This window comes from Streptomyces sp. Rer75 (assembly GCF_013414305.1).
Lineage (GTDB): Bacteria > Actinomycetota > Actinomycetes > Streptomycetales > Streptomycetaceae > Streptomyces > Streptomyces himastatinicus.
This window is the reverse complement of the sequence record NZ_CP058693.1, coordinates 8,236,503-8,249,529: the sequence shown is the minus strand read 5'-3', so window position 1 is coordinate 8,249,529 and position 13,027 is coordinate 8,236,503. Positions and strand designations below refer to the sequence as shown.

At 74.3% G+C, this 13,027-nt stretch carries 12 protein-coding genes; 10 read left to right on the top strand and 2 right to left on the bottom strand.

Features of this window, described 5'->3' with window-relative positions:
* Nucleotides 1–79 precede the first annotated feature (79 nt).
* Nucleotides 80–961 (top strand): universal stress protein, encoded by an 882-nt coding sequence (locus tag HYQ63_RS35590; protein WP_179940851.1) that lies wholly within the window; start codon nt 80–82, stop codon nt 959–961.
* A 15-nt stretch (nt 962–976) separates the two neighbouring features.
* On the opposite strand, the gene HYQ63_RS35585 is transcribed toward HYQ63_RS35590, so the two are convergent.
* The gene (locus HYQ63_RS35585) at nt 977–3,706 is read right to left on the bottom strand and encodes a bifunctional GNAT family N-acetyltransferase/acetate--CoA ligase family protein (protein WP_179937842.1); all 2,730 of its coding nucleotides are present in this window, start codon (nt 3,704–3,706) and stop codon (nt 977–979) included.
* Nucleotides 3,707–3,744: 38 nt separating this feature from the next.
* Nucleotides 3,745–4,641 (bottom strand): universal stress protein, encoded by an 897-nt coding sequence (locus HYQ63_RS35580; RefSeq protein ID WP_257232340.1) that lies wholly within the window; start codon nt 4,639–4,641, stop codon nt 3,745–3,747.
* A 234-nt stretch (nt 4,642–4,875) separates the two neighbouring features.
* Between HYQ63_RS35580 and HYQ63_RS35575 the strand changes: the two genes are divergently transcribed.
* Genes HYQ63_RS35575 through HYQ63_RS35535 form a run of 9 tightly spaced genes read left to right on the top strand, consistent with a single transcriptional unit; the run spans nt 4,876 to nt 12,734 of the window.
* Entirely contained in the window at nt 4,876–5,355 is a 480-nt protein-coding gene (locus tag HYQ63_RS35575; protein ID WP_179937841.1) for a hypothetical protein, read from the top strand.
* Nucleotides 5,355–6,281, top strand: a complete 927-nt coding sequence (locus HYQ63_RS35570; RefSeq protein WP_179937840.1) for a V-type ATPase subunit — start codon at nt 5,355–5,357, stop codon at nt 6,279–6,281. Before HYQ63_RS35575 ends, HYQ63_RS35570 begins: the two co-directional genes overlap by 1 nt.
* Entirely contained in the window at nt 6,268–7,716 is a 1,449-nt protein-coding gene (locus HYQ63_RS35565; RefSeq protein WP_179937839.1) for a V-type ATPase 116kDa subunit family protein, read from the top strand. The genes HYQ63_RS35570 and HYQ63_RS35565 overlap by 14 nt, the downstream gene beginning before the upstream one ends.
* A complete protein-coding gene (locus tag HYQ63_RS35560) occupies nt 7,713–8,132 on the top strand; it encodes an ATP synthase subunit C (RefSeq protein ID WP_179937838.1) in 420 nt (139 codons plus the stop codon). Before HYQ63_RS35565 ends, HYQ63_RS35560 begins: the two co-directional genes overlap by 4 nt.
* Nucleotides 8,133–8,134: 2 nt before the next feature.
* Entirely contained in the window at nt 8,135–8,353 is a 219-nt protein-coding gene (locus HYQ63_RS35555; RefSeq protein WP_257232339.1) for a hypothetical protein, read from the top strand.
* Nucleotides 8,353–8,880: a hypothetical protein gene (locus HYQ63_RS35550; RefSeq protein WP_179931907.1), complete on the top strand. Its 528-nt coding sequence runs from the start codon at nt 8,353–8,355 to the stop codon at nt 8,878–8,880. The genes HYQ63_RS35555 and HYQ63_RS35550 overlap by 1 nt, the downstream gene beginning before the upstream one ends.
* Entirely contained in the window at nt 8,868–10,622 is a 1,755-nt protein-coding gene (locus HYQ63_RS35545) for a V-type ATP synthase subunit A (protein WP_306664860.1), read from the top strand. Before HYQ63_RS35550 ends, HYQ63_RS35545 begins: the two co-directional genes overlap by 13 nt.
* Before the next feature lie 46 nt (nt 10,623–10,668).
* Nucleotides 10,669–12,120 (top strand): V-type ATP synthase subunit B, encoded by a 1,452-nt coding sequence (locus tag HYQ63_RS35540; protein ID WP_257232337.1) that lies wholly within the window; start codon nt 10,669–10,671, stop codon nt 12,118–12,120.
* A complete protein-coding gene (locus tag HYQ63_RS35535; protein ID WP_179937835.1) occupies nt 12,117–12,734 on the top strand; it encodes a V-type ATP synthase subunit D in 618 nt (205 codons plus the stop codon). The genes HYQ63_RS35540 and HYQ63_RS35535 overlap by 4 nt, the downstream gene beginning before the upstream one ends.
* Nucleotides 12,735–13,027 lie beyond the last annotated feature (293 nt).

The window sequence follows — 13,027 nt, the reverse complement described above, 5'->3', positions numbered from 1 at the left end:
ATGGAACCGCGGCGGTGCGGGCGTGGCCACGTGGGTACCCAAGGGCGGACGAGTCGACCGTAGGAAGGCGGTGGGGATGATGGCACTCCCGCTGGTCGTGGGTGTTGACGGATCGGATTCCAGTCTCCAGGCGGTGGACTGGGCCGTGGATGAGGCGGCCCGCCACGAGCTGCCCTTGCGCCTGGTCCACGCCTCCCGATGGGAGCGGTACGAGGAGCGCCTCCCCTCGCTCAGCACCAGCCGCTCCTCCGGGGAGATCGTGGCCGAGAACATCGCCGCCTCCTGCCTGCAACGCGCGACCTTGCGCAACCCGGAGGTGAAGGTGTCCGCCGAGGCCCTGGCCGAGGACACCGTGTCGGCGCTACTGCACGAGGGCCGCGAGGCATTCGCCGTGGTCACGGGATCCCACGGCAGAAGTGAGCTGGCGGACACGCTTCTGGGCTCGGTCAGTCTGGCGGTGGCGGCACGTTCCGTCTCCCCCGTCATCGTGGTCCGCGGCGCGGAGCGCAACCGTCAAGGGGCCTTCGGACGCGTGGTCCTCGCGGTCGGCGACGTCGCGGAGGGCTCGGCCGCCATCCGATTCGCCTTCCGGGAGGCGCGGGCGCGGGACGCCGAACTGCACGCCGTACGCACATGGCGGCGCCCGGCGCACCCCCACGGGAGCCAGTCGCTGCTCATTCACGAGGCGAGCACCCTGGTCTACGAGGAGCAGGCGGCGACCATCCTCAATGAGGTGCTGGACGAGGTCGAGCGCGAAGAGGGCGACAAGACCGTGTGCCACCGCGATGTGATCGAGGGTCCTGCACACCGGGTCCTGCAGGATGTGTCGGAGCAGGCCGATCTGCTGGTCGTCGGCTCCCTGCACCGTCGCGACCGCTCCGGGCTGCAGCTCGGCCGGGTCAGCCACGCCGTGCTGCACCGCGCGGCGTGCCCGGTGGCCGTCGTGCCGCAGCGGCCGTGATCGGCACGGGTGCGCTCAGGCCCGCCACCGTCGTGCGGCACGCAGCTGTCGCAGGTAGGGGTCGTACGCGTGGCGGGGCAGGATGCGCAGCCGGACGTCCAGGGCCACGACGCCGTCGGGCCGGGCCACCACCGGGTTGAGGTCGGCCTCGGCGAGTTGAGGGAGGTCACAGGCCATCCGGGACAGCCGCTGCAGGAGCTGCTCCAGCCCTTCCAGGTCGACGGCCCCGCCACCGCGGTAGCCGAACAGCAGTGGGGCACATCGCGGTGCGGTGAGGAGGCTGTGCACATCGCGGTCGGTGAGCGGGGTGAGTTTGGCGGCGTGGTCGGCGAGGAGTTCGGTGGCGGTGCCGCCGAGGCCGAAGAGCACCAGGGGGCCGAACACCTCGTCCTGGACGACGCCCGCGAACAGCTCGATGCCCCGGCGCGCCATGGGCTGGAGGAGAACGCCGGTCATCCGGTCCCCGAAGCGGGCCCGCAGCTCCCGATAGGCGTGGCGCACCTGGTCCGGCCCTTCGAGGTCGAGGCGCAGCGCTCCCTGGTCGCTCTTGTGCACCAGACCGGGCCAATATGCCTTGACGGCCACCCGGTCGCGATCGTCCTCGGCCAGGTGCCGTGCGGCAGCCACGGCGGTGTCCTCGTCCTCGGCCCAGGCCCAGGGCAACTGGGGAATGCGGTAGCGGTCGAGCAGGGCCGCGCAGTCACGCGGGTCGAGCCAGCCACCACCGGGGTGGGCGGCGAGGAACGTCTCCACGAGGGCCGCCGCGCCGGCACGGTCGATCCCCGACAGCGGGGGGATACTGCCCGGCGGTTCGGCCCGCCATTGGGCGTAGCGGACGGCGTGGGCGAGGGCGCGCGCCGCCGACTGGGGTTCGGTGTAGGCCGGCACCGGGCTGTCGTCGGCTGTCGGGAGGAGCCGTACGGGAGCTTCCTGGTCGAGGAGCACCGCGGCCACCGGGCGGGGCCGCCGCCCCGGCATGCCGGTGAGGGCGAGCAGCGGGTCGTCCCGGGTCCCGGTGGCGAGCGCGGTCGGCACGAGCACCACCAGCACGGCGTCCACCGCCCCGCACGCCGCCAGCCGGTCCAGGCAGGAGCGCATCCGGTCGGCGGTGACCGCGGCCGTGGTGTCCACGGGGTTGGTGGTGGCGGCACCGGGCGGCAGGACCGCCCGCAGTTCACCGGCCAGGCCGGGATTCAGGGCGGGGACGGTCAGCCCCGCGTCGACGCAGGCGTCGGCGGCGAGCACACCGGCTCCCCCGGCGTTGCTCACGACCGCGACACGGCCGTCGGCGGGCAGTGGCTGAGCGTGCAACAGGGCTGTGGTGTCCACCAGTTCGGCGACGCTCTGGGTGGCGATGATGCCCGCCTGGGCGAACAGCGCGCGGCGGGTCATGGTGGGAGTGGCCGCGGCGGCGGTGTGCGAGGCGGCGGCGCGCCGTCCGGCTTCCGAGCGGCCCGCGTCCACGGTGAGGACGGGCATGGTCCGGGCGACGCGGCGGGCGGTGCGGGAAAAGGCCCGCGGGTTGCCGAAGGATTCCAGGTGGAGCACGGCGAGCCGGGTGCCGGGGTCCGACTCCCACCACTGGAGCATGTCGTTGCCGCTGACGTCGTACTTGTCGCCGAGTGAGACGAAGCTGGACACGCCGACGCCGAGGCGCCCGTACCGCTCCAGCAGCGCGATGCCGACGCCGCCGGACTGCACGGCGACTCCTACGCACCCCGGCAGGGGAGGATGTGCGGCGAACGTGGCGTTGAGGCGCACCTCGTCGAACGTGTCGGCGATCCCCAGGCAGTTGGGGCCCACCAGTCGCATCCCGTGGCGGCGGCAGCAGGTGAACAGCGCCTCCGCCTGGTCGGCGTCGAGTCCCGCCGTCAGGACGACCAGCGCCCGCACCCCCACCGCGCCGCACTCCTCCGCCACGCCCGGGACCGCGGGCGCCGGTACGGCGAGCACGGCGAGTTCGGGTACGTGGGGCAGGGCGGCCACGGACGGGAACGCCGGTGTTCCCTGGATGACGGGGGCATGGGGGTTGACCGCGTACAGCGCACCGGTGAAGCCCCCGGACCGCAGGTTTCCCAGCACGGCGCGCCCCACCGATCCGGGCCGTCGGCCCGCGCCGACGACGGCCACCGAACGCGGCCGCAGCAGGGGCCGCAGGCTGGCCACATCGGCGATCCGGCCCCGCCGGTCCACCGCCGCCAGGTAGTGCTCGTCCTGCTCCAGGTGGACGGTGCAACGGACATCGGTGCCGTCGAAGTGGCGGGAGGTGCGCAGGCCCAGATCGCCGAAGACCTTCAGGACCTCATGGTTCTCGGCGAGCGCTTCGGCGGTGAAGGCGGACACGCCCGCCTCCCGGGCCGCGTGGACGAGGTGTTCGAGCAGCAGGGTGCCGATCCCCTGACCGTGGCGGCCCTCGGCGACGGCCAGGGCGATGTCCGCGGACACCGGTTCGCCAGGGACCGTGGGCAGCGTGTCGTACTCGGCCACCCCGACCACCCGGCCCTCCGCCACCGCGACGAGCGCCTGATACCCGCGGTGCGCCGGTGCGCAGATGCGCTCCGCCGCCACCCGTGCGTAGCGCGGATTGACGGCGAAGAAACGCAGCCGCAGGGCCTCGGGGGACATCTCACGGTGCATCCGCAGGACCTCGTCCAGGTCCTGTGCCCGTGCGGGACGTAGCTCGACGGTGCTGCCGTCCGCGAGCAGCGCGTGGACCGTCTCGGGACGGTGGGTCGTCTCCGTCACTCCGCGCCCCTTCCGTCGACCGTGCGGACCGCGTGTCGTCAGTCGTGGGGCACGACGGCGACGGGACACGCGGCGTGGTGGAGGAGCGCCTGGGTGACGTGGCCGAGGCGGGGCGCGACGGGAGACCGGTGGGTGTGGCGTCCGACGACCACCAGCCCGGCCCGGGAGGCGGCTGCCAGCAAGGCATCCGCAGGGCGGCCGTGCTCGATCTGCTCGGTCACCGGGACGTCGGGGTACTTCTCCCGCCACAGCTCCACTGCTTCCGCCAGCAGCCTCCGCTCTTCGTCCCCGGCGTCCTCGTCCCCGGCGCTCGCGGCCTGGCCAGGACGCGTCCGGGGTTGCGGACCGTGGGTGAACACCGGCGGCGCCAGTGCGCGTACGGCACGCACCCCCGTTCCACGTGCCGCTGCGGTGGCGAAGGCGAATTCGATGGGTGCGGCCGACTCCGGCGGGTCCTGTACGCCCACGACCACCTCACCTCCCTCGGGCCCGGTCCGTTCTCCGCTGCCCCCGCGCACCATCACCACCGGGCTCGTCGAACATCCCAGCACCTGCAGTCCCACGGATCCGAGCAGGTAACCGGCCACGGCACCCCGCCCGTGCGACCCGAGCACCAGCATCTGGGAGGACGCACCGTGGCCGACCAGGCCCTCGACGGCCGTCCGCGGGACGAGTTCGGCGGATACCGGCACCTCCGGGTAGCGGTCCGCGAGTCGCGCCTTCGCTACGTCCAGGGCCTCCTGCGCCCAGAGTTTGCGCACCTCGGGAGCCTGGGCGGTACGCGCCGTCGGCGCCGGCAGCATCCAGGCGTGGACCAGCCACAGCGGCGCACGTCGGCACAGCGCTTCCCGCGCCGCCCACTCGGCGGCGGCCAGGCTTTCGGGCGAGCCGTCCAAGCCAACGGTGATGGGGCGTGCCATGGGGGGCTTCGTCATCGGGGCTCGGCCTCCTCGCGGATTCCGGTGCCGTCGCGGACGGGCGATCGCGGTGGCCCGCGCGTCACCACACCGGGGGCACGGGGGTGCGGCCGGTCGCCCATGCGGCCAGTGTGGCACCGATCGGGCGGCCACGCCGCCGAGCGGCATCGCCCATGGACGGCCCAGTCCGGCGCGACAGGTCCGCACCCGGTGCGGACACTGGGAGCGAAGGCCGAACCATGAGGAGAGGTCGTGGCCGGACTCCGGGACTTTCTGCTGCGGTTCCGCCCGGTCGGGTCGCCGGGCCGGGCGGCGCCCGGCGGCGTGCCCGCGGACCGTACGGCGGAGCTCACCGCGGAGTTGGATCCGCCGCTGGCCCTCCTGGAAGAAACCGAGGAGGAAGCCCGGCACATCCGCGACGGCGCGGCGCGCGAGGCAGCGGAGAGGCGGCGCGCGGCTGAGCGCCGGGCGCAGGAGATCGTGGAGAGCTCCCGGGACCGGGCTCGGGAGGTGCGGGCGACGAGCGCGGCCCGCGTCCGCCGGGACGCCGAGGCCGAGGCGGCGGAACTGCTCGCCACAGCGCAGCGGGAGGCGTCCGCGGTACGCCGCAGAGCCGAGGAACGCATGCCCCGTCTCCTGGACCGGGTGGCGGACATGGTGGCCGAGGACATCGAGACCCCGCATGCCCCTGCCAGGGGGCGGCCCGGGGACGCTGGGGGGAGGAATCCGTGATGGGTGCCGGATGGGTGGCCGGGGTGACGCGCGCCAGGGCCATGCTCTCGCGCGCCCTCGGCAGGGAGAAGACGGAGGAGGTGGCTTCGGCACCGGGCCTCGAAGCCGCCGTTCGCCATCTGAGTGCCTCGCCCTACGGTCGGGGGCTGCTCCCCGGGACATCGCTCGGTGACGCCCAGCAGGCGGTGGCGGCCGCCTTTCTGTGGCATCTGCGGGTGCTCGCCGGCTGGCAGCCGCTCAGCGGCGCGCACACCATCCGTCTACTCGCCTCCGGGTTCGAGATCGCCAACGTGGAGGACCATCTGCGCACGCTGACGGGCGTCGGCCCGCCCCGGGCGCCGTACCGGCTGGGCGCGCTGGCGACGGGCTGGCCCCGGCTGGCCCGTACCGGCTCGCCACGCGAGCTGCGGGCCGCGCTGGCCGCCTCCGGCTGGGGCGACCCCGGGGAGGCCACTCCCGCGGCGGTGGCCGTCGGGATGCGGGTGTCCGCCGCGGTGCGTACGGCGACGGCCGTACCGGAGGCCGCGCGCTGGGCGGCGGGGCGGCTCGCCCTGCTGGTCGGGCGGGAGGTGTTCGTCGCCCGCCGTTCCTTGCCTCGGCTGTCCGCGGAACGGGCCGAGCGGCTGCTCGGCGCGAAGGCCATGGCCGCCACGTCGTTCACCGACTACCGGCGTGAACTGCCGCCCACCGCCCAATGGGCCGTGGCCGGGATCGACGACGAGGCCGGTCTGTGGCGGGCGGAGGGCCGGTGGTGGGACCGGCTGGACGAAGGCGGGTGGGCGCTGCTGCGCGGCTCCCGCCCCGGCTCGGCACCGGTCGTCGGCGCGGTCGCCGTGCTCTCCGCGGACGCCTGGCGGGTGCGCGGCGCGCTGGAGGGCGCCGCGCGGGGCGGTCGACGCCTGGAGGCGTTCGATGCGCCGGCCTGAGGCAATGATCCCGGTCCGCATGCGGCGGGTGGCGATCGTCGCCCCACGGGACGCGCTGCGGGACACGCTGGTGCGCGTCGCCGAGGCCGGCTGCGTCGACATCGACCACACCGAGGGTGGTGGTCCGGGCGCTCCCGGGCAGGGCTCCGCGGCCCATCGGCTACGACGTTCGCGGGTGGAGCCGGCGCACGCCGTGCTCAGTGTCCGAACCCCCGACCTCGACGCGCTTGAGCGTGCGGGCCGCACCGATCTGCTGGCCGGTGAGGCGCAGCTCGAGGAACGCCAGGCAAGTGCGGTGCGGCGCGGAGACGTCGCGGCACTCGCCGGGTGGTGTCCCGCCGACGACGTTCCGGCGACCGCGCGGCGTCTGGCAGCGTCGGGAGGGGCGCTGGTGCCGCTGCGCGCACCGCGCGGAGTGGAGCCGCCGACGCTGCTCCGCGAAGCCGGTGCGGTACGGCGCTCGTTCGTGCCCTTGGTGCGGACGTACGGGACGGTGCCGTACCCGGATCTCGACCCCACGATGCCTGCGGGCATCGCCTACGTGGTGATGTTCGGGGTGATGTTCGGTGACGCCGGGCATGGGGCCCTGCTGCTGCTCGCGGGGATCGCGCTGCGCCTGGGCCACCCCCGCCGTGCCGCGTCCCTGCGCCCGCTGTGGCCGTTCGTCGCCGGGGCCGGACTCACCAGCTGTCTGGCGGGTGCCGCGTACGGCGAGTTCTTCGGGCCGACCGGCGTTCTCCCGGTGCTCTGGCTGAACCCGTTGCAGGATCCGCTGCGGCTGATCGTCACCGCCATCGGCTTCGGCGCGCTGCTGCTGGCCCTGGCGTACGCGGCGGGCATCGCGAACCGCTGGCGGGAAGGCGGGCCGGGAAACGCCCTGTTCGCGCTCTCCGGGATCGCCGGGGCCATGCTCTACCTGGGCCTCGCCGTCATGGGCGGTGGCGTCTGGCTGGGCCGCCCCGCCGTCCTGGCGGGCGCCGTGATCGCGGGTGCCGGTCTCCTCCTGGCCGGATCCGGGCTGTCCGCCGTGGCCGGCGGTGGCGCGGGGGGCGCCGTTCAGGTGGGGATCCGGCTCTTCGACGGGGTGCTGCGCATCGGGTCCAACGTCATCTCTTTCGCACGGCTGGCGGCCTTCGGGCTCACGCATGCCGCACTCGGCTCGATCGTGTGGCGTGGCACCACGGCACTGGCGGACCGGGGCGGTGCGGCAGTGCTCGCGGCCGCGGTGCTCTTCGTCGTCGGCAACGCGCTCGCCTTCGCTCTGGAGGCGCTGGTGGCCGGGGTGCAGGCACTGCGGCTGGAGTTCTACGAGCTGTTCTCCCGGGTGTTCGAGGACCAGGGGCGTCCGTTCCGTCCCTGGCGCCCCGTGCTGGACGGTCAGGGGAACGCGGCGAATGCGCCGCGAGGTGGGGCGGCGTACGAGGAGGCCATGTGATCGCCTGGTTCATCGCTCTCCCGGTCGTCGGCGTGGTTCTGGCGCTGGGGCGGCTGCTGCTGCGACGGTCCCGGCACAGGGCCCTGCGGTGGGTGTTCGCCGCCAACGCCCTGCTGTTCGCGGGAGCGGCGGCCCTGCTCGTGGTGGCGCTCGGCAACGGGTCCGCGCAGGCGGCGGCACCGGCCGCGGCACAGGGCTCCGGCGCCGCCTCGGCCGCCCTGATCGGCGCCGCCATCTCCGTGGCCGGGGCCTCCATCGGCGCGGCGATCGCCGTGGCCTACACCGGCGCCGCCGCGGTGGCGGCGCTCAGCGAGCGCCCGGAACTCTTCGGCCGGGCGATGGTGATCGTCGGACTGGCCGAGGGCATCGCCATCTACGGCCTGGTCGTCGCCATCATCCTGATCGGAAAGGCCTGACCATGGGACGGGTGGCGGCCCTCGGGGAGCGGACGCGCGTGGCGGGGCTCGCCCTGGCGGGCGTCACCGTGGTCGCCGCCGAGGAGCCGGACGCGGTCCGTGAAGCCTGGCGTGCTCTTGCGCCCGGGACGGAGTTGGTCATCCTCACTCCCGCCGCGGCGGACGCGCTCGGCCCGGGGCCGCTGGAAGGCGTCCGGCCGCTCACCGTGGTGATGCCGTGATGAGGAAGCCGGTGTCCGACGAGGCGGTGCCCGGGCTCGCGCCGGTACGCGCAGAGTTGCTGCGTGCGGCGCGGGCCGAAGCGCGGGAGGTCCTGGACCGGGCCGACCGGGACGCCGCGGCACTGATCGGCGAGGCGCGGGCCAGGGCGCGCGTCATCGTCGAGGAAGCCCACCGGCAGGGCGAGCGGGAGGGCGCTGCCGCCGCCCGCGGCACCAGGGCGGGCGCCCGCCGGGGCGCCCGGGATCGTGAGCTGGCAGCCCGCGAAGCGGCGTACGAGGAACTGCGCCGCCGGGCCTTCGCGCACGTCCGTCGGAGATGGGCCTCGGCAGCCCATCCGGCCGTCGTGGGCCGACTGCGAGAACGCGCCCGAGGACTGCTGGGGCCGGACGCCGAGATCACCGAAGGCCCCGGCGTGGGCGTGGTGGCCCATGCGCCGGGTCGGCGGGCCGACTGCACACTGGACGGCCTCACGTCACGCGCGCTGGACCGGCTCGGCGCCGAGGTCGAGACGCTGTGGTCGCCGTGAGCGGAGCCGATGGAGCGCTCGGGCGGCGCCCCAGCCGCGTTCTGCGAGTCGCCGGACCACTGGTCGAGATGGAATACGCGGGTGACACTGCGATGTACGACGTGGTCTCCCTCGGCGCGTCCAGGATCCCCGGCGAGGTGGTGTCGATCAGCGGCGGTGTGGTGACCGCCCAGTCCTACGAGTACACGGGCGGTCTGGCCCCCGGCGACGAAGCGCAATCCCAGGGGGCGCCCCTGTCCGCGGCGCTCGGTCCCGGCCTGCTCGGAGGCGTGTTCGACGGCCTGTTGCGGCCACTGTCCGGCAGCGGGGACTGGCTGCTGCCCGGGACCGCCCAGGAATCCGCCACGGAGCGCAGCTGGTCCTTCGTCCCGACAGTGGGCGAAGGAGAACAGGTCGCCGAGGGCGGCGTGCTGGGGGAGGTCCGCGACCGGGGGCCGGTACGGCTCCGTGTACTCGTACCGCCAGGGGTCAGCGGGGTGGTGGAGCACATCGCGCCACAGGGAAGCTACGGCCAGGACGCGGTGGTGGCCGTCGTGGGCGGCACGGAGGTCCGGCTCGCCACGTCGTGGCCGGTCCGCCGTCCGCGCCCGGTGCGGGCACGTGGCGGCGAGCCCGAGGCGCTGCACACCGGCCAGCGGGTGATCGACCTGCTGTTTCCCGTCGCCCGGGGTGGCACGGTGGCCGTCCCCGGCGGCTTCGGCACCGGGAAGACCATGCTGCTCCAGCAGATCGCCAAGTGGTGCGACGCCGATGTGATCGTGTACGTCGGCTGCGGGGAGCGAGGCAACGAGATGGCCGATGTCATCGCCGAACTGTCCGCACTGGAGGACCCGCGCACCGGTGGCCGGCTCGCCGACCGGACGGTGACCATCGCCAACACCTCCAACATGCCGCTGATGGCCCGCGAGGCCGGCATCCACACGGGGGCCACCGTCGCCGAGTACTTCCGCGACATGGGGCTGGACACGGTGCTGATCGCCGATTCCACCTCACGCTGGGCCGAGGCCCTGCGCGAATTCGCCTCCCGCACCGGCGCGCTGCCCGCCGAGGAGGGCTACCCGGCCGGGCTGGCCTCCGCGATCGCGGCCTTCTACGAACGCGCGGGAGCCGTGACGACGCTGGGCGGTGAGCGGGGTTCGGTGACCGTGATCGGGGCGGTTTCCCCACCCGGTGGCGACATGACCGAACCGGTCACGGCCCACACCGAACGGTTCGTGCGCTGTGTGTGGTCACTCGACCGCGACCTCGCCTACGCCCGCCACTACCCGGCCGTGTCCTGGGCGGGGTCCTTCTCCCGGGACGCGGCACCGCTCGCCGCCCGTCGGGCGGCCGCCGACGACCCCGCCTGGTCCAGCCGGCGCGACCGGCTCGCCGCGGTACTGGCGGAGGCCGATCGGCTGGCGGATCTGGTCGACCTGGTCGGCATCACGGCCCTGCCCGACTCGGAACGCGTCAGCGTCCTGGCCGGACGGCTGGTGCGCGAAGGAGTGCTGCAGCAGAGCGCGCTGTCCGCCAACGACGCCTACTGCGGACCGGACAAGGCCGCGGCACTGGCCGACGCCGTTCTCGCGGTCATCGACCGCTGCCGGGAACGCATCGCTTCCGGCGTCCCGGCGGCAGCCGTGGAGGCCGCGGATTTCGGACCGGTGCTGCGGGCGCGCGAGGAGGTGGGCCCGTATGACACGGCGGGAGTGGCGGCGCGCCGGGAGACCATGCTCGCCCGGCTCGGGGAGCTGCGGTGAACGGCCGGCCCCGACCCTTCCCCGGCGGGCCCGGAGGCGAGGCGCCGTGACCACGTGGAGCGAGGTCGAGTACACGGCCATACGGGAACTGCGCGGCCCGCTCGCCATCGTGCAAGGAGTCTCGGGGGTGGGGTGGGACGAGTTCGTACGGATCACCCTGGACTCAGGCGAGCGGCGATACGGCCTCGTCCTGGAGGTCGACCGCGAACTCGCCGTGGTGCAGGTGCTGGAGGACACCACCGGAATGGACCCGTCACACCTGCGGGTGTCCTTCGCCGGGAAACCGCTGCGCGTCCCCGTAGGCCCGGGCTGGCTGGGCCGGGTGTGCAACGGCCGCGGCGAGCCCATCGACGGTGGGCCACCGATGTTCGGCGAGACCAGCGCGGCGGTGAGCGGTACCCCGATCAACCCGGTCCGGCGGGAGCCACCCTCCGAGCCCATCCTCACCGGCGTCGGTGCCATCGACGTCCTGACGACACTGGTCCGCGGACAGAAGCTGCCGGTGTTCTCCGCGGCCGGGCTGCCGCATCTGGAACTGGCGGCCCAGATCGCCGCGCAGGCCACCGCCGGTGGCGAGGCGTTCAGCGTCGTCTTCGCCGGCATGGGCCTGACCCATCCGGACGCCGCTTTCGTACGGGACGCGCTGGAGGAGCGTTCGGCCGCGGGCGAACTGGTGCTGCTGCTCAACACCGCCGACGATCCCGTGATCGAACGGACCCTGACCCCGCGCGTCGCGCTCACCGTGGCCGAACACCTCGCCTTCTCCCTGGGCCGCCACGTGCTGGTGGTGATGACCGACATGACCGCCTACGCCGAGGCGCTGCGCGAAGTCTCCGCCGCCCGGGGCGAGGTCCCGGCCCGCCGCGCCTATCCCGGTTACCTCTACAGCGACCTGGCCTCGCTCTACGAGCGCTGCGGCCGGATCCGCGGCCGCGCGGGCTCGATCACGGTGCTGCCCGTCCTCACCATGCCCGCGGGCGACATCACCCATCCGGTCCCCGACCTGACCGGATACATCACCGAGGGCCAGATCGTGCTCTCCCGCCAGGTGCACGCCCGAGGGGTGTATCCGCCGGTGGACGCCCTGTCATCGCTGTCCCGCCTGATGCGCAAGGGAGCCGGGCCCGGGCGCACCCGGCCCGACCACCTGGACCTCGCGGCCCAGACCCTGGCCGCGCTCGCCCGGGCCCGGCAGGTGAGGGAGCTGTCGGACCTGGTGGGCGAGGCGGCCCTGAGCCCGACCGACCGCCGCTACCTCGACTTCGACGAGGCGTTCCTGCGCCGTTTCCTGCATCAGCGGCCCGACGAAGCGCGTCCCTTGGACCGGACGCTGGACGCCGCCTGGCAGGCGCTGCTCACCCTCCCCCGCGGTGAGCTCACCATGCTGCCCGCCGCACTGCTGGACGCGCACGGCGCGCGGGCGGAGCCGGCGGAACCGGACGGCGGCGAGCAGGCGGAACCGGATGGCGGCGGCGAGCGGAACGGGGCCGATCCATGACGACCCCGTCCGGCCCTCCGCCCTCCCGCGCCGGGCGGCTGCGCCTTCGGCACAGCCGGCACGTCGCGCTGCGCGGTGCGGAGCTCCTGGAGCGGAAACTGCGCATCCTGCGGACACGGCACGAAGCCCTGCTGCGGGCCGAGGAGGCCGGTGCGCAGGCATGGCGACAAGCAGTCCGGGACGCCGAAACATGGCTGCTGAGAGGGGTCCTCCTGGGCGGCGAACACGCCTTGGAGGCGGCGGCTGAGGGGATCGGTGCCGCGGACTTCACCTGGCGTGAGGAATCCACGGTGGGGGTGCGCCACCCCGCGCTCGCCTCGTGCCACATCCCGGACCGCTCCCCCGACGCGGCCACCCCCGGCAACACCGCCCTGGTGCACGCCGAGGCCGCCTACCGTCAGGTGCTGCTGGCCGGCGCCGAGTACGCCGTCGCCCGGCAGGCCGCCCGGGTCGTCGGGGCGGAGGTGGCACACACCCGCCAGCGGGTCCGCGCCCTGCGGCGCCATTGGATCCCCCGCCTGGAGGAGGCGCTCGCCCGGATCGACCTCGCTCTCGAGGAGCGCGAACACGAGGACGCCGTACGCCGTCGCTGGGTCGCTGGCAGGCGTGGGTGACCGGGCTGCAGCGCCCGCACGATGGCCACGGCCGGGCGCCCCACCCGACCCTCGCCGTTTGACATCCCGCCTGGGAGACCGTGTTAGCGGGCCCAGATGGTGAGCGCATGCTCGCGGTCGGCCTTCGATCCCAGGACGCAGGCGAGGAAGCAGCCGTCCCCGCGCTTCCCGATCAGGCCCCGCTCGTTGTCAGGCCCGTGCTCCAGGCGGAGGCTGTCGATGGCCTACGGTCCCCCGCCGTATGTCCCACTCCCGATTCGCCCTACGGTGATGCGCGCGTGGCCGGACCGGGG

Bases quoted from the DNA above. Each gene is read 5' to 3' on its own strand.
- HYQ63_RS35590 (WP_179940851.1), top strand. From the start codon at position 80: ATGGCACTCCCGCTGGTCGTGGGTGTTGACGGATCGGATTCCAGTCTC.
- HYQ63_RS35580 (WP_257232340.1), bottom strand. From the start codon at position 4,641: ATGACGAAGCCCCCCATGGCACGCCCCATCACCGTTGGCTTGGACGGC.
- HYQ63_RS35570 (WP_179937840.1), top strand. From the start codon at position 5,355: ATGGGTGCCGGATGGGTGGCCGGGGTGACGCGCGCCAGGGCCATGCTC.
- HYQ63_RS35565 (WP_179937839.1), top strand. From the start codon at position 6,268: ATGCGCCGGCCTGAGGCAATGATCCCGGTCCGCATGCGGCGGGTGGCG.
- HYQ63_RS35555 (WP_257232339.1), top strand. From the start codon at position 8,135: ATGGGACGGGTGGCGGCCCTCGGGGAGCGGACGCGCGTGGCGGGGCTC.
- HYQ63_RS35550 (WP_179931907.1), top strand. From the start codon at position 8,353: ATGAGGAAGCCGGTGTCCGACGAGGCGGTGCCCGGGCTCGCGCCGGTA.
- HYQ63_RS35535 (WP_179937835.1), top strand. From the start codon at position 12,117: ATGACGACCCCGTCCGGCCCTCCGCCCTCCCGCGCCGGGCGGCTGCGC.